Below are 22,743 nucleotides of genomic sequence, written 5' to 3'. Positions count from 1 at the left end.
TTTCTTATTTTTTTAGAAATGGTAGTTTGTCCATCACGAATTTAGTATAAATTTCATTTTAATATATAGTAATGACTAATGATTCTATGAAAGAAAAGAATGAAAAGATGAACAATAAAAATAAAGGAAAAGTATTTTATGGTAATGATTGTTGTGAAGTCAGAACTTGCAGTCACATTAACATCCCTAAGTCAGAACTTACAGAATTTGTTAGACTTCTTCAAACTCTTGGTCAAGCTATTCTAGTTCAATATGGATCTGGTTGCCTAGGCGGAGGAACTACGGGGACTACTGGTGCTCAAGGGCCTCAACAAGGACCTGCGGGCGATACAACTGCGACACTATCTGTCTTCCGAATTTACTAACCACAATTTCCGAAAATATTTTGGGAGGACTAGGCACATTTATAAGTAATAGATGTGATTTTGATTGACTATTAAATCTCTCTTTTAATAAAAAGGAGCACTTGTTTGGGAGGATAAGTGCTCCTTCTTTACGTTTCTTTACCTCAAATTTACTCTATCTTAATCCTCATTTTGTATGATAAATAATGAAGTCAAAGATATGAAAGAGGGATGAAAAATGAGAGTTATGTCACCGATACGCATTTGGTTTGCTCTTATGGTATGCATTATTTTATGTGTAGGATTTTTTTTAACTCTAAAATATTCCACTATATCAAAAGCAGAGAGAAAAACTGTTCCATACAAACTTTTGTATACAAAACAAAGCAACATCCCTTATTCCAATGCAACAAATAATGAAAAAAAAGTTATAAAAGGAATGCTTATTACGAAAGCTTCTAGTTCCGAGGCGTTACTCCAAATCGCTGAAACGATTAAAGATCAGTATACAAATAAAAAAATCGATGAAATTACACTTTCTATCCACAATGAAAATAATGGTAATTACGAAGAAGAATTGCCTTACGAACCTATTAGTAAAGGCAAAATAATCGTCACATACGATTCCGAATCCTTTGGCAGTACGAATATTGTACTTAATGAGTAATATCATGTATCTCAACGGATATGGATTAATAGCTAATTAAGATAGACAAAAATCTCTACCGATTAAAATTTTATTTTGTTTTCATACAAAAAAAGAGGCGAATTTTTTTATTCGCCTCTTTCTTTTACCAAAATGAAGGAATCCATTCTTTCACTTTATCAAGCCACTCTTGTTGCTCTTGTTTTCGTTGTTGTTCCTCTTCTTTCCTTCTCTTCTCTTCTTCTTTTCTTCGTTTTTCCTCTTCTATTGTAGTCAATTGTTTTTTATAATCAGCCTCAGATATGAGCGATAACTGGAATGCTTTTTGAGCTGGATTTGCGTTTGCTTTTTTCATAATATCCCGGAACATTGTCGTCGTAATTTGACTACCACCCGGAACATAATGATCGCTATCTGTTTTATCATATCCTACCCAAATCGCACCTACCAAATCTGGCGTGTATCCAACAAACCATGAATCCTTTGCACCGGTGCTCGGGCCATTTACAATTTGAGTAGTTCCTGTCTTACCTGCCGTATCAACATTATTAACTTTCGCCTTTTCGCCCGTTCCCTTTTCGACAACACCTTTTAATAAATATGTCATCTTTTGAGAGACTTTCTCGCTCGTCACTCGTGTCTCTTTCTTATACCACTTTCCAAGCGTTTCACCTTCAGCATTTTGTACCTCCCTAATTGCATGAGCTTCCACTTGGACTCCATCATTTGCAAATGTACTGTATGCTTGAGCCATTACAAATGGAGATGTCCCCACATGCATACCGCCTAAAGCAATCGGATACGTACGATCTTCTGGCACTAATGGGATACCAAATCGCTCTAAAGATTTCAATCCTTTATCTAATCCAATTTGTTCTAATAGCCACACAGCTGAAACATTGTACGACTTTGCCACAGCTTCATACATTGTCACATCACCGTGAAAAGTATGATCGCTATTTTGTGGTTTATATTCTTTAATGTTAAATGGTTCATCTTTTAATATATCGTATACTTCATATCCTTGTTCTAACGCTGGTACATATACAGCCAAAGGCTTTAACGTTGAGCCAGGTTGTCTTTTTAATTGGGTTGCATGGTTAAACTGTAAAAACTGATACGGCCCTCTGCCTCCAACTAGAGCTGGTACACCACCTGTTTTGGGGTTCATAAGAACTACACCCGTTTGCATAAGTTGGTCTGAGCCACTATCTTTGAAATAACTATCATTATTCACAACGTCTTCTACAGCCTGTTGTTTTTTCGGGTCAAGCTCTGTATAAATATGATAACCACCCGCTAAAATTTCATTTTGTGTTAATTCGTACTTTTCCATCGCTTCTCTAACAATATAGTCTACATATTGAGAGTATTTTCCCTTGTATTTATCATCAACGCCACGTTTTAACACAAGTCCGCTCTCTTTTTCTTTATTATACTGTTCGTCAGAAATATACCCTTGCTCTTTCATTAAACTTAATACGACATTACGTCTTTCAATTGACTTGTTAAAGTTTTTATAAGGTGAATACGCAGATGGTGCTTTAATCAAGCCCGCAATCGTTGCAGCTTCTGAAATTGTTAAATCTTTTACATCTTTATCAAAATAAGATTTAGCTGCCCTTTTTATACCCCAAGCACCTTCACCAAAATAAATTTGGTTCATATACATTTCAATGATTTCATCTTTCGTATACGTGCGCTCTATTTTTTTCGTTAAAAAATATTCCTTTATTTTTCGGGAGTATGTGCGGTCTTGTGTCAGAAATACATTTTTCGCAAGTTGTTGTGTTATTGTACTTCCCCCTGCTACAACTTCTCCTGCTGTAATATTTTTAAAAACCGCACTTATAATTCCACTATAATAAATACCATGATGGTTAAAAAATTCCTTATCTTCTACTGCAACAATTGCCTGAACCATAATATCAGGAATATCTTTTCTTTTAACGCCTTCTGTTTTCGAAGAAGCTAATTTAGTTGCGACCTCATTATTTGCATCATAAATTAAAGTCGGTTGTGGAACAGCTTGTTTTAATTCAGATATGTCTTGAATGGAAATTATTATATTTACAGCAATAAATAGAGTAACGAATACACTTCCCAATACAATTAATGAATTACGAAGTTTCTTCCTCTTATTGAACCACTCAAGCATTTTTTTAAAATGAGTGTTCTTCAATTTCATTCGTTCACTTCCTTCATTTATTTACACTCTTCTTTTTAAAAGGAAGAATATACCGCCTTTTAAATTTATTATAATAACGTAGTCATTCCTATAGTGTAAAGCTTTTCTTTTGCATTCATACTTTTTGCAAGAAAAGGACATTCTACAAGTAAGATATTCACTATTGGATATTAATATTATTAATAGAACAACGAGAGTTATGTTAAGTTTTTGTAAACTTTTCGATAAAATGTTTTAAAAAACGACAGTTTTTTGTTAGAATTGATTAGCCAATATATTTTACATATATTACTTTTGTGGGGGTAACAATAATGGTCTTTAAATCAAAAAAAGATAAATTTTCTGAAATGTTAATGAATGTTTCCGAAAATTTAAAAGAAGGCGCGCAGTTTTTCGTGGAGTATAAAATTAAAAATGCTAGCGATTTAAAAGAGTTTTCTATGCGCATGAAAGAGTATGAGTCAAAAGGTGACTCATTTATTCACGAAATCATTATGGAGTTAAACAAAGCGTTTATCACTCCGATTGAGCGTGAGGACATCCTACAACTTGCAATGAGTATGGATGATGTATTAGACGGATTAGATCACAGTGCTGGTCTGTTCGAAATGTATTCTATTACAGAAGCTGATGAATACATGATTAAATTCGTAGAAGCAATTAATCAATGTGCGATTGAGATTGCAAACTCTGTTGAATTAATGTCTAACAAAAAATTAGTCGACATTCGTACAAATGCGATTAAAATTAAGGATTATGAATCACAGTGTGATGATATTCGCCGTCATGCGATTAAGAACTTATTCTCTCGTGAAAAAGATCCGATTAAGATTATTCAATTTAAAGAGATTTACGAAGAGCTTGAAGAAGTAGCTGATAGCTGTCAAAGCGTTGCAAACGTATTAGAAACAATTATTATGAAGAACGCGTAAGGAGTTTGATCATGGATACACTCTTGATACTGACCGTTTTAGTAGTCATTTGCGCTTTAGCTTTTGACTTTATCAATGGATTTCACGATACAGCAAACGCTATTGCAACGGCTGTTTCAACGAAAGCTCTAAAGCCTAGACATGCCATTATTATGGCGGCTATTATGAACTTTTTAGGCGCAATGACATTTACAGGTGTAGCAAAAACGATTACAAAAGATATCGTTGATCCATTCGCCTTACAAAATGGTTCTCTTGTAATTTTAGCTGCTTTGCTTGCGGCGATAGCTTGGAACTTAATTACTTGGTACTACGGTATTCCAAGTAGTTCTTCGCATGCAATTATCGGCTCAATCGCAGGTGCAGCAATTGCGGCCGCTGGGATTAGCTCGCTAAATCTTAAAGGATTTATTAAAATTATTGAAGCTTTAATCATTTCACCGATTATCGCTTTCGTTATTGGTTATACCGTATACAGTATTTTTAAAGTAGTATTTAAAAACTTTAACTTAACAAAAACGAATAAGAACTTCCGTATATTCCAGATTTTCACTGCAGCATTACAAGCCTACACACACGGTACGAATGATGCACAAAAAGCAATGGGAATCATTACGATGGCTCTTATGGCTAATAACTATCATACTTCTAGCGATATCCCGTTCTGGGTACAATTATCTTGTGCTATCGCAATGGGGCTTGGTACTTCTGTCGGCGGATGGAAAATTATTAAAACTGTCGGTGGACAAATTATGAAAATTCGTCCTGTAAATGGTGTAGCTGCCGATTTATCATCATCACTTGTTATTTTCGGTGCAACATTCATTCACTTACCGGTTAGTACGACGCACGTTATCTCTTCTTCTATTTTAGGGGTTGGTGCTTCTCACCGTGTGAAAGGGGTAAAATGGGGAACTGCAAAACGCATGTTAATTACATGGGTTATTACACTTCCTATTTCAGCTTCTTTAGCTGCTCTGTTTTACTACCTATTACATTTTGTTTTCTAATCAAAAGTCGTCTTCCTTATTTTTCTAGGAAGACGACTTTTTTGTGAACAAGCCTATTTCTCATTAAAAAGCGTGTATAATAATTGGTGGATAAGTTATTTAGAGGAGTTGGCAATTTTGGAATACATCATGTTACTTTTCATCGGACTAATCGCCGGAACAGTCGGCAGCCTAGTTGGGCTTGGAGGCGGAATTATTATTGTTCCGTTATTAATTGGATTACACAGTTTATCACCACAACTTGCAGTAGGGACTTCTATGGTAACAGTCGTTTTCACAGGACTATCTTCCACCCTTACTTACATGAAGCATAAGCGAGTAGATTATAAAAGTGGACTTATTTTATTTATCGGAAGCGGCCCTGGTGGTATTATCGGATCATGGGCAAATAAATTTTTAAACCAAGACACATTTTCTTTATACTTTGGGATTTTCCTTATATTCGTCTCAATTCTACTTATGCTTCGAGACAAATTAAAACCTCTTTCCCTCTCAAATACGTCTGTAATTAAGCGTTCTTTTACAGATAATGATGGAAATACTGTACACTACCAATTCCCACCGTTTCTTGCTATCTTTATCGCCTTTATAGTTGGGTTTATATCTGGATTATTTGGAATTGGTGGCGGTGCCTTACTTGTTCCAGCAATGATGCTTCTTTTTGCATTCCCAGCACATATTGCAGTAGCAACTTCAATGTTCATCGTATTTCTATCAGCAATTGTAAGTTCTGCAACTCACATCTCACTTGGAAATGTCAGCTGGATTTATGCATTAATCCTGATTCCGGGTGCATGGATTGGCGGAAAAATCGGGGCTTACATTAATACAAAACTAAGTGGTAACGCCGTAATTAATTTATTACGTATTACGTTGATTATTCTTGGAACTAGATTAATCATTATTTCCCTTTTATAACGTATTCTTTTTAGAATGCGTTTTTCTTATACACATGAATATAAAAATCCTCCGAGGAGAACAAATAAAATTAAACAAACACATAATAACATATAATTTGAAATATGTACTTTCTTCAAGTTGACCACTCCTATAACTGCGACTGTTATCTTTATGATAGCGAAAAAATAGTTCACTTGCAGTTACAGAGTGCTAACAATGCAAAATCAATTATTACAAATTTTATCCTTATATTTCATTTCTTTGTATATTCTATCGATTTAATAAAAAAAGATGTCATATTGACATCTTTTTTAATGAAGAAGTGACCACCCCATGAAGTCTTCATGTACTTGGCACGCCCTCTTATCGTTTCGATCATATAATTCAGCATAGCTATCTGTTTCTTCATCATAAGCCATCGTATAAATAATTTGGCCGTCTACTTCAACGGATAAAACGACTCCACCTTTCATTTCTTCTACATGAATGATAGCATTCGCCGGAATTCTCATATCCGTCATTCTCATCGCATCTAACAATATACTAAACCCCCTACAGCGTATTCATTGCTAGTACTATTACACACTAAATAGTATACTACTGTAATAGCATACATTTCGTCAATGAAATTGCTGTTGAAATAGCATATTGTCTATATACATATACGCTAAAATAGAAGAAATAGAAACATATTAATGGGGGGCTAACATTGATTCTACACAAAGGAGATGTACTATTCCGTCAAGGCGAGGACGGTCCTTTATACTTTATAAAAACAGGCTTATTAAAAGTAGTTCGGCTAGAAGAAGACGGAACACCATTTTTATTCAACATTATCGTTCCAGGTGAAACGATACCTCATCATTCTTTAATTTCACCGAAAAAATATCACGGTACAGCTATCGCTTTAATAAAAACAGAAGTGGAACCGATCACTAGTAGTGAATGGTACGAGAGACTTCAAGCAAATCCCGAATCGTATGCTAACATCGCTATGCAATTGCAATCTAAATTAAGAATGATGCAACAACGAATTGATCAATTGACAACCGTCTCTCCGAAAGAACGTCTTCATCGTTTACAAGAATGGTTCACCCTATATTTAGGTGACATTCCTATATATGAAATATTAACACAAACCGAAATTGGTCAACTGATAGGTATACGTCGTGAAACAGTAAACCGTTTATTACGAGAACAAATAAAAAACGAGGTAAAATAAATACCTCGTTTTTTTGCTTATTGTAAGCCTGTTGCTGGGCCGAAAAATTCATAATGAATATGCTCTTGTTTCACACTTAAATCAGTTAGTGCAGCATTTATATGCTTCATAAATGCTACTGGACCACAGAAATAAAACTCTGCTTCAGTTGTCGGAATAATAGTTTTTAACCATTCACTTTCAATGAAACCTTCTTTATCAAAGTTCTTCATTTCTAAATCTTTTTCAGTCGGTGCAGAATAACAAGTATATGCTTTAACTTGTTCATATTCATTTTCTACTGTCTTAACGTGTTCTTTCATTGCATGTGTATTACTATTTATTGCTGCATGAACAAAATATACATTACGTTTTGAATCTTGTTCAATTAACGTATTTAACATACTCATCATCGGTGTAATCCCTACTCCACCACTAATTAGTACAACTGGTAATGTTGAATCCATATTTAACACGAAATCTCCCGCTGGTGCACTTACTGGTAAAACATCTCCTTCTTTTACATGTTCATGTAAGTAATTAGACACTTTACCGTCTGGTGTATCTACACCTTTTTCTTTTTTTACACTAATACGATAATATTCTTTCCCAGGAGCATCGGATAAACTATATTGACGATTATGTGTATATGTCTCACCTTCAATATTGATTTGAATCGTTACATATTGACCTGGGATGAATGAAGAAACTTTCCCTCCATCTTCAGGTTTCAAATAAAATGACGTAATAACATCGCTTTCCTTCACTTTTTTAACAATCACAAAGTTGCGGAAGTCTTTCCATCCACCTTCTTTATGTGCAGCTTCTTCATACATCTCTGCTTCAATGCTAATGAATGCATCAGCAATGACACCATATGCTTCTCCCCATGCATTTAAAACTTCATCAGGTGCACCTGCGATCTCTTTAATGGCACGTAGTAAACATGTACCTACAATCGGGTAATGCTCTGCTTTAATACCTAAACTTCTATGCTTATGACCAATTTGTTTTACAACTGGAATAATAGCTTCTAAATTATCAATGTACGTTGCAGCTGCATAAACAGCATTCGCTAACGCTTGTTGTTGTCTTCCCTTTTTCTGATTTGTATGGTTGAAAATATTCAATAACTCCGGATGTTCCGAAAATAAAATTTCATAAAATCTCGTTGTAATTTCAACGCCTTTTTCTTGTAATAATGGTACTGTTGACTTTACGATTTCAATTGTTTTTGCACTTAACATTGTATCCCACTCCTCTATTTCCTTAACTGTTTTTAGTTTAACTGAATCTTATAATGCAGATTGTGATTTTAATCACTATTAACACGGTGTTTTTGTGAATAATATATGAACATTATATTTACAAAAGAAAATAAGCTAACTAGAATTCTAGCTAGCTTATTATTTTGTTTGTATAGCTTGTTCAATTACTTTTATATCTTTCCCATCGCCAAACTCCGTATATCCCCAGATATTCGTTTCACCTCTATATTTATTTACGATAATATCCAAGTCATGATATACACGGTGGGCATACACTACATACTCAATATTTTGAAGTTCCACACCTTTTTTTACAATTTCATAGCTTCTATTTACATCGCGTTTTATTTTTTCATTCTTTATTTCTGTATGTATATTTTTTAACGATGATTCTTGTTGTTGAAACCATTGCTTAAATTGATTCCAATCCCCGTCTGTATAATTCTCTGCTTTACCGTAATTTAAGAAATTATTATAGCTTTCATGTGTCATTCGAATAAAATTTAGCACTTTTGTCTCTTCTTGCACATCTTCTATTTGAGCTATTGTATTTACCTCAGCAGGCTTATTCGCATAATGTAACAGCACTTTCATAAGACTATAACTCGCAATGATCATCACGATAATAATCCCGAATACACTTAACAATTTCTTCATATACAGAACTCCTTCTCTACTAAAAATATTACAATGTATGACTATACTTGTAACTTTCTCTCGTAGAAATATAATTCCTGTATAAATTCTTCCTATCATTTCGACAATATTTTTCTATACATTTCTCGTTGGCAAATGTTCTTGTAAAACAATATATCCTTCATAAGCTGTGTAACCGAGTATAGCCATTAATCCGATATAACAAGCAAATACTGTCCATTTCGTTTTCGCATCCACTTTATAATAGTTTTCTTGTTGTTCCTTTTCTGTTTTCCATTCATTTAATTTTCTTTCTGACGCTTCAAATGCTTCCCTTATGTGAATTGTATACTCATCTTTTTCATCTTCATATGGAACATAATCTAACCGTTCGAACTTCGGTAAAAGATACTCTAACACTTCCATTTTTTGAAGTTCACCTATTTGTAACTCTTTTTCCCGTTCTCTTTGTCTTAATGCATTCATCTCATGATGCATCACGTATATAGTCCGATGTACAGCACCCGTTTCTTTTAATTCCTCTTCAAGCCTAGTAACATATTCTTTCATCCCATCAATTTTATGCCCTAATTCCTTAATCGGCTCATCTCTCTTTATTACTCTATATAACTCCATACAACCGATAATAACAATAAATCCTCCCAAAATACTTTTAAAGTAAATTGAATAGCCAAGTAATAAAATAAGGCCTGCTCCCCAAATTTTAGTACTGACAACTGAAATAATTCTCCCACCATCTAGCGGCGAAACGGGAATTAAATTAAAGAAATTAATCATACTTCCAAGCAAAATAACAAGCGCCCAAAATGGCTCTTTCGTCATTATATAAAGCGGTATCGCCGGTAAAAATGACAGAAGTCCGAAAAGCGGCCCCATATAGGCAATGTAAGCTTCATCTTTCGCATTTTTCGGCACCTCTTTCATTCCAATAAGGGCCCCCATAAATGGAATAAAGATTGCTGGCGATGTCGGGATCCCCTTTCTTTTCGCAGCCCATAAATGGCCCATTTCATGAACAAACAACAAATAAATGAGCGCCACTCCAAATTTCCAACCATATAGAACTGCGTATGCGCCAAGCGATAGAAACATACTAAATACCGTTGAAAACTTTGCTAATTTAAAAATTGCAAATACCCACTTTAACTTAGACAGTAAAAATAGACCTATCGCAACAATAATTCCCCATAATCCTTTTTTATTATTTTTCATATTCCTCTCCTTTATCTCTCATTAATGAATCATATCATTCATCAAAGCTTGTTCTTTTCTCTATTATGACATATTTTTTTCTATTGTTAGAAATAATGTTTATATAATCCATTTTCAGCCAAAAATATAAATAAAAGGAGGTGTACACAAATGAATTTACAATCTCTTATAATAGGTGCTCTATCGTTTTTAGCTTCAACTCTTATTTTTTATACCGTTAGTTACGTATTATTATTAGATTTGTTGCCCAATCACGTATTTATTGCCCTTGTCATCCTTTCCGCTCTTATGATTTCTTTTCTTATTACACGAAAATCAATGAATGAGCCATCTACAAAAGCAAAGTAATAGAGAGGGGTGCTTTCCCCTCTCTATTATCATTTCCTAGGAAAGGTCATATAGATTTGACGAGTTTACATTCATTCCAATCCGTAAGGGCTAATTAAAGTCTCACTTTATCTTTGAAAATTCATTTTTTCACCATAATCTTTAACAATCTGAATTATATTTTGAAACACACCTATTTTTTCTTTTTCACTGTTTAATATTTTCAAATCATAATTTTCGTAATATGTTTCTAATGATTTTAATTGTGATTCTGAAGCGCTTTTTATCGGAACAGTAGCATGTAATTCATATTGCTTATACCCTTCCTTTACTTTTTCACCTAAAATCATTTCACTCTCTTTTGCTCCAATTAATTTTTGAACTTTTTCTGGAAAATTGAGTTGCAAATAATATTCTTGCTCCTTCACTAACTTATTGTATAGTGATTGTGAAATCGTATACCGTACCGTATAATTCACGTTTTGATCGCCTGTTTTAATATGAAACGCGGTAATCTGCAAATCTTTTTTTGTTACTTCCGTTAAAGGGCTTACCTGCATCTCATCTTCTTTTTGTTCTGAGACATTTGGAAATATATCCAAAAGCTTTTCCGTATCTTTTTCATTCAACATATACATAGCTTTCTTATATTGCACCCATCCTCGTCTATCTTCTCCCCTTAACCATGCATAATAAGTTTCTTTTTTCCCATCTCTACTAATTTGTATTTCATATTCAGGTTCACCGAAGCTTCCTGTTATTTCTTGTTTCTCAGCTTTATTCAAAATGTCTATTACTAACTTCGCTTCTGATTCCTGCAACTTTTTCTCTTTATGTTTTTTTTGTATAACGGTTACCCCTATTGTTTCTTTCACTTCATTCACCGTCTCTTCTACTTTTTTTGTTTCTTTTTTCGGCTCAACTTGACCACAAGCTGCTAGTAACATAACAAACAACAACACCAATACATATTTCCCTTTCAAATTAATCCTCCTCTTACGATAAGAAATCCTTATAATCTTCATACATAAAACAAAAACGTGACATCCTATTAAATACGCTATACTAATCATTGAAAGGAGGTCTTTATCATGTCCATTAATTTTCATGATGAAAATAATAAGTACACATATGCAACAAGAAACGCTCATATTTCTTGGGCTGAAATGGTAAAAAACATTACAGAAATACAAAACAAGCAAATAATTGATATCGGCTGTGGTGGTGGGATTTATACGAAAGAACTCGCTCTTATGGGAGCCAAAAATGTTGTGGGACTTGATTTTTCAAAAGAAATATTACAAGCTGCAAAAGAAAATTGTAACAACTTTTCAAACATTTCATTCATCCACGGTGATGCACATAATATCCCATACCCTAATGAAACATTCGACATAGTTATTTCGCGTGCAGTTATTCATCATTTACAAGACATTCCTACATTTTTACGTGAAGCTTCTCGTATATTAAATAAAAACGGTGTACTTATTTTACAAGATCGAACAATTGAAGATTGTACAATTCCAGGAAGTCCCGAACACATTCGCGGATATTTTTTCTCTCTATTTCCAAAACTTATTGAAATAGAGTCAAAAAGACGTCCAAAAACCAACACTATACAGACAGAATTACAAAAACATTCTCTTCATGTACTTCCCGCACAAACACAATGGGAAATACGAAAAATACATGATTCTGTAGAAGCATTATTGCAAGATTTATCTCCTCGAACAGGTCGATCCATTCTATATGAGTTAACAGATGATGAACTTTCTCAACTTCTACAACATATACAGACCGCATTACAAAACGTCTCTCCTATTATTGAAAGAGATCGATGGACAATTTGGAGCGCCATGAAGTTGTAAGGAAGGAAGCCTCACAAAATAATGTGAGGCTTCCTTTCTTTCATAATCTAATTTTGCAACACTCTTGATATCCTCCACTTCTGGCCTGTGCACTTCCACACTTCGGACATACTAAATATCTAGACTGATTTGTCAATAAACTACCTTTTTGAAAGAGTAAAACTTCTGCTTGTTTAAACGAACGCGAATAATATAACCACATAAAACCAATTATAGCAATAATGCCAAATAATACTCCCATCGCAAGCATTTCAGTCACCTCTTTTGGTTTGTTCTTTCCAGCAAGTGGATTGTTGTATTATTCTCTGTAAATTCAAACAATCCCTTCTTTACTCTTATAAATATCAACTTTCTCTATGAATTTTACAATTCTCCGCAAATTTTTACTCCTATTTTACAATTCATTATTCCTTTTGCAACAACGAATATCACTTTCGATATTTCCGTATATAAATATATCTTTCAAAAAACATATTGACTTTCTAAAAAAAACATGCAACAATACTGTCAGAATACTTGAATAAAAATTCATTGACGAGAACGAGTACGTTATAGAACTGTTCCCCAGAGAGTTGGCGATTTGCTGAAAGCCAACGTTCAGTGCGTAACCGAAAATCATCTCCGAGAAGTAGAACCGAATGTTACAGTAAGTTCTTACCGGCCGTCCCCCGTTACAAGGAACACGTATCATGTTGTACGTTGCAAAGCCGTATACATATAGATTTATTTCTACATGTGTAAATTAGGGTGGTATCGCGGGTAAATATAACTCGTCCCTTTCTTTAGGGACGAGTTTTTTGTGTTCTTACAAATGAATGAAAAAGGAGGAAAAACAATGAACACTGTATCAAAAAAACATATTTTTTTCACGGGTCTTATGCTATTTTCTTTATTTTTTGGGGCAGGTAATTTAATTTTCCCTCCCATGCTTGGGCAAAACGCAGGTGAAAACTTTTGGCCAGCAATGATTGGATTTTTACTAACAGGAGTTGGCTTACCACTACTTACTGTTATCGCAATTTCTCTATCAGGAAATGGAATGCAGCAACTTGCAAGTCATGTCCATCCATTATTCGGAATTTTCTTTACAGTAGTTGTATACATTGCCATCGGTCCATCCATGGGCATCCCACGTGTTGCAAATGTCGCTTATGAAATGGGGGTTAGTTCTTTCTTGCCAGAAACAATCCGCTCTAGCAGCCTAGTGCTATTTGTATATACAATCATCTTCTTTACTATCGTATTTTGGCTGAGTTTGAATCCATCTAAACTTGTTGATCGTATTGGAAATGTATTAACACCTATTTTATTACTCTCTATTTTCTTATTATTTGTTAAAAGTGTATTTACACCACTTGGGCAATCAGGACCAGCGATGCAAGAGTATCAAACTTCTCCAATCTTCAAAGGCTTTATGGAAGGCTACTTAACAATGGACACTATTTCAGCACTTGCATTCGGAATTATCGTTGTAAATGCAATTCGCTCTAAAGGTGTGAATGATCGTAAGTCCATTGCCATCGCCACAGCAAAAGCAGGGCTTATTGCCGCTACAGGGCTCGTACTTGTATACGGTGCACTCGGCTGGCTTGGGGTAACTAGCGTCTCGCTCGGATATGCAAAAAATGGCGGACAGCTACTTACTGTTATCGTACAACAATTATTCGGTCCATACGGTTTGCTCCTATTATCTCTTATCGTTACACTCGCTTGTTTAACGACATGCGTTGGACTCGTATCTGCGTGCAGCCAATATTTTTCAACATTATTGACTACATTTTCATACAAAACGTTCGCGAGTATCATTTGCGCATTAGGATTACTAGTTGCCAACTTAGGTTTAACGAAAATTATCGCAATATCTGTTCCAATTCTACTTGTTGTGTATCCAATTGCGATTGTACTCGTACTACTATCATTACTTCATAAATACTTCGGTGGATATCGCTCTGTTTATGTAGGTGCTTTAATTGGAGCAGCTGTAGTGAGCGTATTTGATGGATTAAAACAAGGTGGTATTTCAGTTTCATTTATCACACTATATTTTGAATTTATCCCTTTATATAATGAAGGAATCGGCTGGCTAATACCAGCATTAGTAGGAGGTCTTATTGGTCTTGCAACGGCTAAGTTAAGCGGTACGAAAAAAGTTCCATTAGTAACCGAATCTCACGAAGTAAAAGCCTCCTAAAAAAACTCCCAAAAGGGAGTTTTTTTACATTTGATACGCAGCATGATTAAAACTGCTTATTTTATAAGCCTTCGTATAATATTCAATATTCGTATCAACTGTTTCTACCTTGACAACATCATAGCGCTCTTCTTGCTTTACTAAAAATAAATAGTATTCCTCTGTTGCCTCAATAATCGCAATTTTATCTGTTTCAACATTATATTGTTCACAAAGCGCTTGTAATGCGTTCACATAATCCCCTAATTTTTTAGACTTATCCATTCCGAATATAGTTTGAACTAACATATACATTCTCCCCTTTATATGTACTGTTAACACCTCAATGATAACGCTTACATTATTTGTCGTCAATAAAAACATTCAATTGTTTTAACGCCAAATCTATATTGTATCGAGCCAATAATCAGCGAGGAATTCCCCGCCAATTAAAGTTTCACTTTATCACTTCGTTAATTGATGCCTAAATGCATAAATAACCGCCTGAGTACGGTCACTTACATTCAATTTATTTAATATATTACTCACATGTGTCTTTACCGTTTTCAGTGCAATAAATAACTCGTCCGCAATCTCTTGATTACTTTTTCCCTCTGCAATTAATAACAAAATCTCAAACTCTCTTTCCGTTAAATCATCATGCAAAGGTTGCTCTTTCTTTTGACGCATACGGGACATCATTTTCCCGGTAACTTTCGGCTCTAATACTGTTTCTCCATCATAAGTAGCTCGTACAGCATCAGCAATATCACTTGCTCTTGATGTTTTTAATAAGTAACTGGTCGCCCCAGCCTCAATAACAGGATACAATTTTTCGTCATCTAAAAAGCTTGTTACAACTACAATTTTTGCTTCTGGCCATTCTTGAATAATAGCACGTGTTGCTTCGACACCATCCATCTCATCCATAACAAGGTCCATTAAAATAATATCCGGCCTTAATTGCAATGCTAATTCTGATCCTTTTCTTCCATTCTCAGCTTCCCCTACTACTTCAATATCTGGCTGTGTCGATAAATATGCCGATACACCCATACGAACCATTTCATGATCATCGACAAGCAATACTTTTATCATACTTCTCCCCCTCTCTCAATCATAATCGGTACTTTTACTTCTATTTGTGTACCTTTGGCCGGGAAACTAAGTACCTTAAGTGTCCCACCAATTTCATGAACACGCTCTTGCATCGATCTTAGGCCATATGAACCAGCCTTATTAACCCCTACTTCAAACCCAACGCCGTCATCAATGATTTTTAAAATCGCATATTGATCAATTTTTCGAAGGCGCACTTCTGTTTTCTTTGCCTTCGCGTGTCGCAACGTGTTTGATAGCGCTTCTTGCACAATACGGAATAAATGATCTTCTACACCTTTTTTTAATTCTATTGGCTCAATAAGCCATTCAATTTTCATATGTTGTTTTCGCGATAATTCCGTTAATAATTCCTCTATACCTTCTGTCAGTTTCTTACCTTCCAATTGTACAGGACGTAAATGAAGGAGCAATGCTCTCATTTCTGATTGAGCATTTACAACCATATTTTCAACAAGTTGCAATTGTTTTTTTGTCACATCTGGAAATTCAGTTATTTGTTCATTAATCGCTGACATCATCATCGACATTGCGAAAAGCTGCTGACTTACTGAATCATGCAACTCCCTTGCTAAACGATGCCTTTCTTGAGAAATCGCTTCTTGTCTCATCTCTTCATTCCAATGAGCTCGTTCATTCGTTACTTTTTGAAAGAGTCCAGCTTGCTCCTCTAATCGACGAGCCAGAACGATTACTTTTCGTTCCACTTCATGAAATTCATCATCTGCAGTAAACGAAACATCGCTCGGAAAATTCCCTCGCTCTACTTCAAATAGAAAAGTATTTAATCCTTGTATACGCTGCTCTATATAATAACCGATTGCATATCCTACAATTCCCCCGATAAGTAAACTTGTAGTCATAATAAACAAGCCAATTGGAACAGAAGCGATGGATTCCTTCCATAATAAATCATACACTTGTTGCTCGCTTTTCCATACATATACAATTGTACAAATGAGTGCGATACTAACTGAGGACAACATAGAATAACGAATATACATCCACGAAATATTTTTTTGTTTCTTCATTATACTTTCCTCACTTCCGTGTCGCCTACGACAAGCGAAGAAATAATTTTAATACGACGAGGAGCCTCTTTATACTGCTCTGTTCTAAATGTAACATTGCGGTTAAACCCTGTCTCTTCATGACCTGGCAAGAGCACACGTCCGACAATAACAGAATGATTTAAAGAAAGTTCAATATCATATGGCACATATAAACGAATATTACCAACGACACCCCGAATAACAATTACCGTTTCCCCTTCTGGAATCATAGCATTTGTTAAATCTATTTCCACATCACAAGCACCATATTGAACATTAATATCCTCAAGTTCATAAATATGATCCATCATTCGCACATTGCCTACAAACATATTTTTCAAATATGTTTCTGTACGATATATTTGCTTCTCTTCGTCTATAATCCCTTTTTCTTTAATTTCAACCTTCATTGCTTTTTGCTGATGCCCTTGTTGAATCAATTGATAACCAATTAAAGCTAAACAAGCAAATACGACAAGAACAAATGCTGCTGATGAAAATAAGAAAAATAAAAATACGATACCACCAACAAATAAAAATACATTTCCCCGTACATAACGATTCTTTTTACGATAATGCCTTCCAAACATAAGCATAATAAATGCAAAAATGAGACCACCTGGTTCAAAATGTCCAAGTATCATATCAAGAAAAAGACCGAATCCAAATATGATGAGGAGCATCCCCATTAATTGTGTCTTTGAAAAATGTTTCTTCATTTCAGCTCCCCCCTTCTTGTCACATATACATAGAAGAAAAGGCATTGCTTTCCAACACCTTTTCTCCTATCACTATATCATAAGCCTGTTTTATAATATACTACTATTATTTTGTTAACTCTTTCGTTAACGATACATCATTCTTTTCTTTCATTTCACGCTCAAGTTTTGCAATTTTCATATCAAACGTGTCACGCTCATGCTCTTCATTCATACGAGTTTCTAAGTCACGAATATGATCTTCAATCTCTTCAAATCGTAAGAACGGATTATTTTCATCCATTTTATGCATCGCAGTATTCATACGACGATTTGCATGTGCCATATTTTCACGTGCCATTAGTTCCATGCGCTTTGCGTGCATTTCTTTTAATTTATTTTTCATTTCAGAAAGACGACGCTCTAACTCATCAATTTGCTCTACAACACCTGCATACATTTCTTCTAATCGAGTTACTTGCCCTTCATAATAAGCTACCTCTTCTAACGCACGTTCGTGCAATTGTAATTCGTCTGCTTCTTGAGCAATGATAGCTTGCTTTGATCTTTTATTAACGAAATAACGTGCTTGCTCAAGCTCACGAGCAAAATTAGATTTTAATGTTTTATGACGCTCAATTAACTTCTCAATTTTTGTTATTTCACGCTCACTATCACGTAAATATTGGTTTAACATCGCAATTGGATTTTTTCTTTCCTTCTCATCTAACACGTTATGAAAATCAGCTAAAATTGCATCGCGTACACGTCCGAATAAAGATTGTTTCATTATAAATCTTCCTCTCTTCTACTTTATTTATAATTTGATTTATTGTTTTAGTTTTTCATTAATTTGTTCCACTCATCTTCAAAGTTGCTATATGGTTTAGAACTTTCTGGAGCAGATTCAACAACTACATCTTTTTCTTTTTTCCACTCACGGTATCCGTAGTATAAAACCACTAAAGCAGCGATACCGATTAATGCTGGCGAATGAGAAAGTGCAATGGATAAACCGATTAAACCAACAATACCCCAAGCTAACTTTCCCAAAAATGATTTAGCTCGCACAAATGATTTATAGCTCCAATATACAACTCCTGCTCCGATTGCAAATCCTACAATACCAGCAAGACTACCAAGAGCAATTAAAGCCAAAATACCGGCTGCGATAAACGCTAGAAATTGTTTCATCTTGTGCTTGCCTCCCTTCGATTTGATACTCTTATCTTAACTATTTTTTCATCTTTCCATAACGAGCTTAAGAACCGTTTTTAACTCAGACTTAAGACCGAGTCATATTCAGCCCTTTACGCAAAAAAACGTGCAGAGTCTATTCTCTGCACGTTTTTTAATTACTAACATTCATATTAAATTAAGCTGTTTTATGATACTCTTTTTTCTCAGCTACTTTCGAAAACCTTGGAAACCCAATTAAAATAGAAACAATACCACATACTCCAACTAAGATTGGATAAAATGCATATGGCAACAATTCAACCGGAGATAACGCTGCAAATCCTGCTGCCGTTAACATTTGGGCACCGTACGGAATTAATCCTTGCACACAACATGAGAAAAGATCTAATACACTCGCTGATTTACGAGGATCTATTTCATATTGATCTGCAATATTTTTTGCAAGCGGGCCTGTAAAGATAATTGAAATCGTATTATTCGCTGTACACATATTCGTCATACTCACTAAACCAGCAATACCAAATTCCGCTCCTTTTTTCGAACGAATATTACGTGTTAATACATTCATTAAATATTGAATACCACCATTATATTGGATTAATTCAACCATACCGCCAATTAATATAGCAAGTAATACTAACTCCATCATACCGCCCATTCCAGTCGTTACACTTTTAAAGAAACTTTCTAACGTGTAACTTCCATCTATAAGACCGATAACACCAGATAGTACAGTTCCACCAGTTAATACAATAAGTACATTCCAGCCAAGTAACGCTGTAATAAGTACTCCTGCGTACGGTAAAATCTTTATCCAATCAAAGCTATGTGCTTTAATCTGCGTGTCACTTCCTGAAGTAACTATTACTAATAGTACAATTGTAATAATAGCCGCTGGTAACACAATTAAAAAGTTCGTTTTAAACTTATCTTTCATTTCTGTTCCTTGTGAACGAACAGCTGCGATTGTTGTATCTGAAATAAATGATAAATTATCACCAAACATCGCTCCGCCAACAACAGTAGCCATTGCAAGCGCAATTGAGATATCAGTTTGACCACTAATACCTACAGCAATCGGCGCTAATGCTGCAATTGTTCCCATTGAAGTTCCCATCGCTAATGAAATAAATGCACCAATAACAAAGATTCCAGCTACGATAAATCCTGGCGGTAAAATAGTTAACGCTAAATTAACAGTTGAGTCTACTCCGCCCATTCCTTTAGCAGTTTCAGAAAATGCACCTGCAAGCACAAAAATTAATACCATAATCATGATATCCGGATTTCCTGCACCTTTAGCGAACCGCTCTACTTTCACATTAAAACTTTCTTTACGATTCATCACTAAAGCGACTCCTACAGCAATTGAAATCGCTACAAGTATTGGCAATTTATAGAAATCACCTGTAATAATTCCAGAACCAATAAATAGCGCCAAAAATATCCCAAGTGGTAATAAAGCTAAACCATTTCCTCTCGTTTCTTTCAAAGTACCATCTCTCCCTAGTTTCAACCTTTTTCTAATGAATAACAAAAGACCTCTTCCGATGAGAAGAGGTCTTATACATCTATAAGAAACGCTCTTCTCATCTTTCAAGCACATGCTTGCTGGATTTGGCACAGCACTCTGAAATCGAGTCCGCTGCCGAGGCATCGTAGGGCCAGTCCCTCCGCCTCTCTTTATAAGAAGGTTTCATATTTATTTTTTAATAATAATTTCTTCCCTAACTTTACTCGCTTACAAAACAAAAGTCAATTATTTTTTGTATAGATTTTTTTGGTAATTATACAAAAATTTGAATACAACAATCATTTTAACTTTTCGATTTCTTCTTCCAATATTGAAATCCAATAAAATTCACTATTTTTTATTGTTGCTAATATCCATTTCGTAGTGTACCAAGCTAGCTCATACTCTTCCTTCGTGACATCACCACTTTTATAAGCATCCTCTAGCTCCTCTTCATCTAATACATACACCTTACCGCTAGATAATAATACTACATCTAAATATAAATCATCAAAATACGGTAAACCACGATCGTCTATTTTATATTCTTTCGCCACATCGATATAATATTGCACTAATTTTTTCTGATCATCTAACATAGCGGTAATCGCAAAGTTTTTCCCGTCTATGAAATATTGAATCCACGTATACTGATCCGCTGCAATACAAAGTTCTTCACCATCATATTCTTTACAACTAGGCTCTCTCACCTTTTTTATATCCAGTATTCCGAGCATTCCCTCTTCCATTTGCTTAACCGTATAACTCTTTTCTATTAGTCTCTTCCACGAAGAACCGTCACCATATTTACGTTTCATTATGTCTACTCCTCTTCTATATACAGAAAAGCTCCCACATATTATGTGAGAGCTTGTTCATATTATAATTAAGCCGCTTGACCCTTTTCAGAAATCTCTTTTAAATAAGCTTGTCCTTTTTCAGCGTCATATTGACCTTCCCACTTAGACATAACTACAGCTGCTAAAGAGTTTCCTACAACGTTAACTGCTGTACGAGCCATATCTAAAATACGGTCAATACCAGCAATGAACGCTAAGCCTTCAGGTGGAATACCTACTGTACCAAGTGTCGCTAATAATACAACGAATGATACGCCCGGTACACCTGCGATACCTTTTGATGTAACCATTAATACAAGCAACAATGTAATTTGTTGTGTAATAGATAAATCAATACCGTACATTTGCGCTAAGAAAATAGCCGCAATTGCTTGATATAAAGTTGATCCATCTAAGTTAAATGAGTAACCTGTCGGAATAACGAAAGATGTAATTGCTTTCGGGCAACCAAATTTCTCCATTTTCTCCATGATTTTTGGTAAAACTGTTTCTGAGCTTGCTGTAGAATACGCTAAGATCAGCTCGTCTTTTAAAATCTTAAAGAATTGGAAAATGTTAATTCCAAATATTTTCGCTGTAAGTCCTAAGACAACTACGACGAAGAAAATCATTGCTCCATATACGACAATTAGTAATTTCCCTAATGGAATTAATGAAGCAAGACCAAATGTAGAAACTGTAACACCAATTAGTGCAAACACACCAAATGGTGCAAATTTCATAACTTGGTTTGTTACGTAAAACATTGCATCAGCTACACCTTGGAAAAATTGAAGAACTGGTCTTCCTCTTTCACCAATTGCTGCTACACCTAAACCAAATAGTACAGAGAAGAAGATAATAGCAAGCATATCTCCGTCAGCTAACGACTTCATAATGTTCGTTGGAACAATATTTACAAATGTATCTGCAAATGAATGACTTTGTACTTGCTCTGTCGTATGTGTATATTTCGAAATATCTGTCTTTGTTAACTGCTCCATATTTACGCCTTTTCCTGGTTGGAAAATATTCGCTATTAATAGACCAACAATAATTGCAATTGTTGTAATAATTTCAAAGTAAAGAATTGTTTTTCCGCCTAGTCGACCTAGTTTTTTAACATCGCCAACACCAGCAACCCCAACAACAATACTTGCTACAACAATCGGTACAACGATCATTTTAATTAATCGGATGAAAATATCACCAATTGGTTGTAAGTACTTCACAACAGCTGGATTATCAAAGAAAATCGCACCAACCGCAATACCAAGCGCAAGTCCTATTAATATTTGCCATGCAAGTCCTATTCTTTTCATATTTGTTGTAACCCCCTCTTCGATGTGTCACTCTATCTCTCATTCTATCTCTATAAAACTAAGAAATTAAGAGTATTACATATTATTCGACAATTCACTACATTTTGTCCCTGTTAAAAATCATAAATCAAAAATTTAAATCTGACAACAAAATAACTTTGCCCGAATACAAATAATTTTCTTGACAAAAAGCAGACCCATGTCAGAAAACCTAACATGAGAACGATTCCTCACTAGTGTTTTATTAGCTTTCCAAGTAATATTTCACCTCATAAAA

At 34.9% G+C, this 22,743-nt stretch carries 25 protein-coding genes, 1 riboswitch and 1 other annotated feature; of the genes, 9 read left to right on the top strand and 16 right to left on the bottom strand.

Annotation, left to right across the window (positions count from 1 at the left end):
• Positions 1–86 precede the first annotated feature (86 nt).
• A complete protein-coding gene (locus V7S45_RS07165) occupies positions 87–365 on the top strand; it encodes a hypothetical protein (protein ID WP_025689010.1) in 279 nt (92 codons plus the stop codon).
• 217 nt (positions 366–582) lie between these two features.
• On the top strand, positions 583–1,011 hold the full coding sequence (locus V7S45_RS07160) for a hypothetical protein (protein ID WP_025689008.1): 429 nt from the start codon (positions 583–585) through the stop codon (positions 1,009–1,011).
• 124 nt (positions 1,012–1,135) lie between these two features.
• On the opposite strand, the gene V7S45_RS07155 is transcribed toward V7S45_RS07160, so the two are convergent.
• A complete protein-coding gene (locus V7S45_RS07155) occupies positions 1,136–3,178 on the bottom strand; it encodes a PBP1A family penicillin-binding protein (protein ID WP_088344771.1) in 2,043 nt (680 codons plus the stop codon).
• Between the two features lie 311 nt (positions 3,179–3,489).
• Between V7S45_RS07155 and V7S45_RS07150 the strand changes: the two genes are divergently transcribed.
• The 3 genes from V7S45_RS07150 (at position 3,490) to V7S45_RS07140 (ending at position 6,038) form a co-directional block, all read left to right on the top strand.
• Positions 3,490–4,110, top strand: coding sequence for a DUF47 domain-containing protein (locus tag V7S45_RS07150; RefSeq protein ID WP_000231449.1), 621 nt, complete (start codon positions 3,490–3,492; stop codon positions 4,108–4,110).
• Between the two features lie 11 nt (positions 4,111–4,121).
• Entirely contained in the window at positions 4,122–5,120 is a 999-nt protein-coding gene (locus tag V7S45_RS07145; RefSeq protein WP_000380273.1) for an inorganic phosphate transporter, read from the top strand.
• Positions 5,121–5,237: 117 nt separating this feature from the next.
• The gene (locus tag V7S45_RS07140) at positions 5,238–6,038 is read left to right on the top strand and encodes a sulfite exporter TauE/SafE family protein (RefSeq protein ID WP_000455762.1); all 801 of its coding nucleotides are present in this window, start codon (positions 5,238–5,240) and stop codon (positions 6,036–6,038) included.
• Between the two features lie 293 nt (positions 6,039–6,331).
• On the opposite strand, the gene V7S45_RS07135 is transcribed toward V7S45_RS07140, so the two are convergent.
• Positions 6,332–6,559, bottom strand: a complete 228-nt coding sequence (locus V7S45_RS07135; protein ID WP_000883009.1) for a hypothetical protein — start codon at positions 6,557–6,559, stop codon at positions 6,332–6,334.
• A gap of 170 nt (positions 6,560–6,729) precedes the next feature.
• Between V7S45_RS07135 and V7S45_RS07130 the strand changes: the two genes are divergently transcribed.
• Positions 6,730–7,242: a Crp/Fnr family transcriptional regulator gene (locus V7S45_RS07130; protein ID WP_342761701.1), complete on the top strand. Its 513-nt coding sequence runs from the start codon at positions 6,730–6,732 to the stop codon at positions 7,240–7,242.
• 17 nt (positions 7,243–7,259) lie between these two features.
• Here the strand turns inward: V7S45_RS07130 and hmpA are convergent, their stop codons facing one another.
• The 3 genes from hmpA to V7S45_RS07115 form a co-directional block, all read right to left on the bottom strand.
• Positions 7,260–8,468, bottom strand: a complete 1,209-nt coding sequence (gene hmpA / locus V7S45_RS07125; protein ID WP_025689001.1) for an NO-inducible flavohemoprotein — start codon at positions 8,466–8,468, stop codon at positions 7,260–7,262.
• A gap of 159 nt (positions 8,469–8,627) precedes the next feature.
• Positions 8,628–9,146, bottom strand: coding sequence for a hypothetical protein (locus tag V7S45_RS07120; protein ID WP_000735526.1), 519 nt, complete (start codon positions 9,144–9,146; stop codon positions 8,628–8,630).
• 114 nt (positions 9,147–9,260) lie between these two features.
• On the bottom strand, positions 9,261–10,358 hold the full coding sequence (locus tag V7S45_RS07115) for a site-2 protease family protein (protein WP_025688999.1): 1,098 nt from the start codon (positions 10,356–10,358) through the stop codon (positions 9,261–9,263).
• Between the two features lie 150 nt (positions 10,359–10,508).
• Between V7S45_RS07115 and V7S45_RS07110 the strand changes: the two genes are divergently transcribed.
• A complete protein-coding gene (locus V7S45_RS07110) occupies positions 10,509–10,706 on the top strand; it encodes a hypothetical protein (protein ID WP_001053357.1) in 198 nt (65 codons plus the stop codon).
• A gap of 107 nt (positions 10,707–10,813) precedes the next feature.
• Here the strand turns inward: V7S45_RS07110 and V7S45_RS07105 are convergent, their stop codons facing one another.
• Positions 10,814–11,668 carry a hypothetical protein gene (locus V7S45_RS07105; protein ID WP_000677063.1) on the bottom strand — a complete coding sequence of 285 codons (855 nt, stop codon included), beginning with the start codon at positions 11,666–11,668 and terminating at the stop codon, positions 10,814–10,816.
• A 108-nt stretch (positions 11,669–11,776) separates the two neighbouring features.
• Between V7S45_RS07105 and V7S45_RS07100 the strand changes: the two genes are divergently transcribed.
• Positions 11,777–12,553, top strand: a complete 777-nt coding sequence (locus tag V7S45_RS07100) for a class I SAM-dependent methyltransferase (RefSeq protein WP_000026281.1) — start codon at positions 11,777–11,779, stop codon at positions 12,551–12,553.
• A 40-nt stretch (positions 12,554–12,593) separates the two neighbouring features.
• Here V7S45_RS07100 and V7S45_RS07095 read toward each other — a convergent pair whose 3' ends face one another.
• Positions 12,594–12,803, bottom strand: coding sequence for a hypothetical protein (locus tag V7S45_RS07095; RefSeq protein ID WP_000880630.1), 210 nt, complete (start codon positions 12,801–12,803; stop codon positions 12,594–12,596).
• 272 nt (positions 12,804–13,075) lie between these two features.
• Positions 13,076–13,334, top strand: a binding site (T-box leader).
• 54 nt (positions 13,335–13,388) lie between these two features.
• On the opposite strand from V7S45_RS07095, the gene brnQ reads away from it, so the two are divergent.
• Positions 13,389–14,744 carry a branched-chain amino acid transport system II carrier protein gene (gene brnQ, locus V7S45_RS07090; protein ID WP_025688993.1) on the top strand — a complete coding sequence of 452 codons (1,356 nt, stop codon included), beginning with the start codon at positions 13,389–13,391 and terminating at the stop codon, positions 14,742–14,744.
• Between the two features lie 24 nt (positions 14,745–14,768).
• Here brnQ and V7S45_RS07085 read toward each other — a convergent pair whose 3' ends face one another.
• The 9 genes from V7S45_RS07085 to gltP all read right to left on the bottom strand — a co-directional run bounded on the left by V7S45_RS07085 (position 14,769) and on the right by gltP (position 22,466).
• Positions 14,769–15,107 (bottom strand): DUF3922 domain-containing protein, encoded by a 339-nt coding sequence (locus V7S45_RS07085; protein WP_002025529.1) that lies wholly within the window; start codon positions 15,105–15,107, stop codon positions 14,769–14,771.
• 81 nt (positions 15,108–15,188) lie between these two features.
• On the bottom strand, positions 15,189–15,821 hold the full coding sequence (locus tag V7S45_RS07080) for a response regulator transcription factor (protein WP_000598707.1): 633 nt from the start codon (positions 15,819–15,821) through the stop codon (positions 15,189–15,191).
• The gene (locus V7S45_RS07075; protein WP_000744326.1) at positions 15,818–16,873 is read right to left on the bottom strand and encodes a sensor histidine kinase; all 1,056 of its coding nucleotides are present in this window, start codon (positions 16,871–16,873) and stop codon (positions 15,818–15,820) included. The genes V7S45_RS07080 and V7S45_RS07075 overlap by 4 nt, the downstream gene beginning before the upstream one ends.
• The gene (gene liaF, locus V7S45_RS07070; RefSeq protein ID WP_025688992.1) at positions 16,873–17,613 is read right to left on the bottom strand and encodes a cell wall-active antibiotics response protein LiaF; all 741 of its coding nucleotides are present in this window, start codon (positions 17,611–17,613) and stop codon (positions 16,873–16,875) included. The genes V7S45_RS07075 and liaF overlap by 1 nt, the downstream gene beginning before the upstream one ends.
• A 106-nt stretch (positions 17,614–17,719) precedes the next feature.
• Positions 17,720–18,382: a PspA/IM30 family protein gene (locus V7S45_RS07065; protein ID WP_000814124.1), complete on the bottom strand. Its 663-nt coding sequence runs from the start codon at positions 18,380–18,382 to the stop codon at positions 17,720–17,722.
• Between the two features lie 47 nt (positions 18,383–18,429).
• Positions 18,430–18,786 carry a flagellar basal body rod protein gene (locus V7S45_RS07060; RefSeq protein WP_098369102.1) on the bottom strand — a complete coding sequence of 119 codons (357 nt, stop codon included), beginning with the start codon at positions 18,784–18,786 and terminating at the stop codon, positions 18,430–18,432.
• A 181-nt stretch (positions 18,787–18,967) separates the two neighbouring features.
• The gene (locus V7S45_RS07055) at positions 18,968–20,284 is read right to left on the bottom strand and encodes a Na+/H+ antiporter NhaC family protein (protein ID WP_000665496.1); all 1,317 of its coding nucleotides are present in this window, start codon (positions 20,282–20,284) and stop codon (positions 18,968–18,970) included.
• A 94-nt stretch (positions 20,285–20,378) separates the two neighbouring features.
• Positions 20,379–20,484, bottom strand: a riboswitch (SAM riboswitch).
• Between the two features lie 120 nt (positions 20,485–20,604).
• Positions 20,605–21,123 carry a DUF402 domain-containing protein gene (locus tag V7S45_RS07050; protein ID WP_025688989.1) on the bottom strand — a complete coding sequence of 173 codons (519 nt, stop codon included), beginning with the start codon at positions 21,121–21,123 and terminating at the stop codon, positions 20,605–20,607.
• Between the two features lie 68 nt (positions 21,124–21,191).
• Positions 21,192–22,466, bottom strand: coding sequence for a glutamate/aspartate:proton symporter GltP (gene gltP / locus V7S45_RS07045; protein ID WP_000821130.1), 1,275 nt, complete (start codon positions 22,464–22,466; stop codon positions 21,192–21,194).
• Positions 22,467–22,743: the final 277 nt, after the last annotated feature.

Source organism: Bacillus sp. BR3(2024) (assembly GCF_039134555.1).
Classification (GTDB): domain Bacteria; phylum Bacillota; class Bacilli; order Bacillales; family Bacillaceae_G; genus Bacillus_A; species Bacillus_A cereus.
Note: the sequence above shows the minus strand (reverse complement) of the source record. Positions and strands in the feature narration are given on the sequence as shown.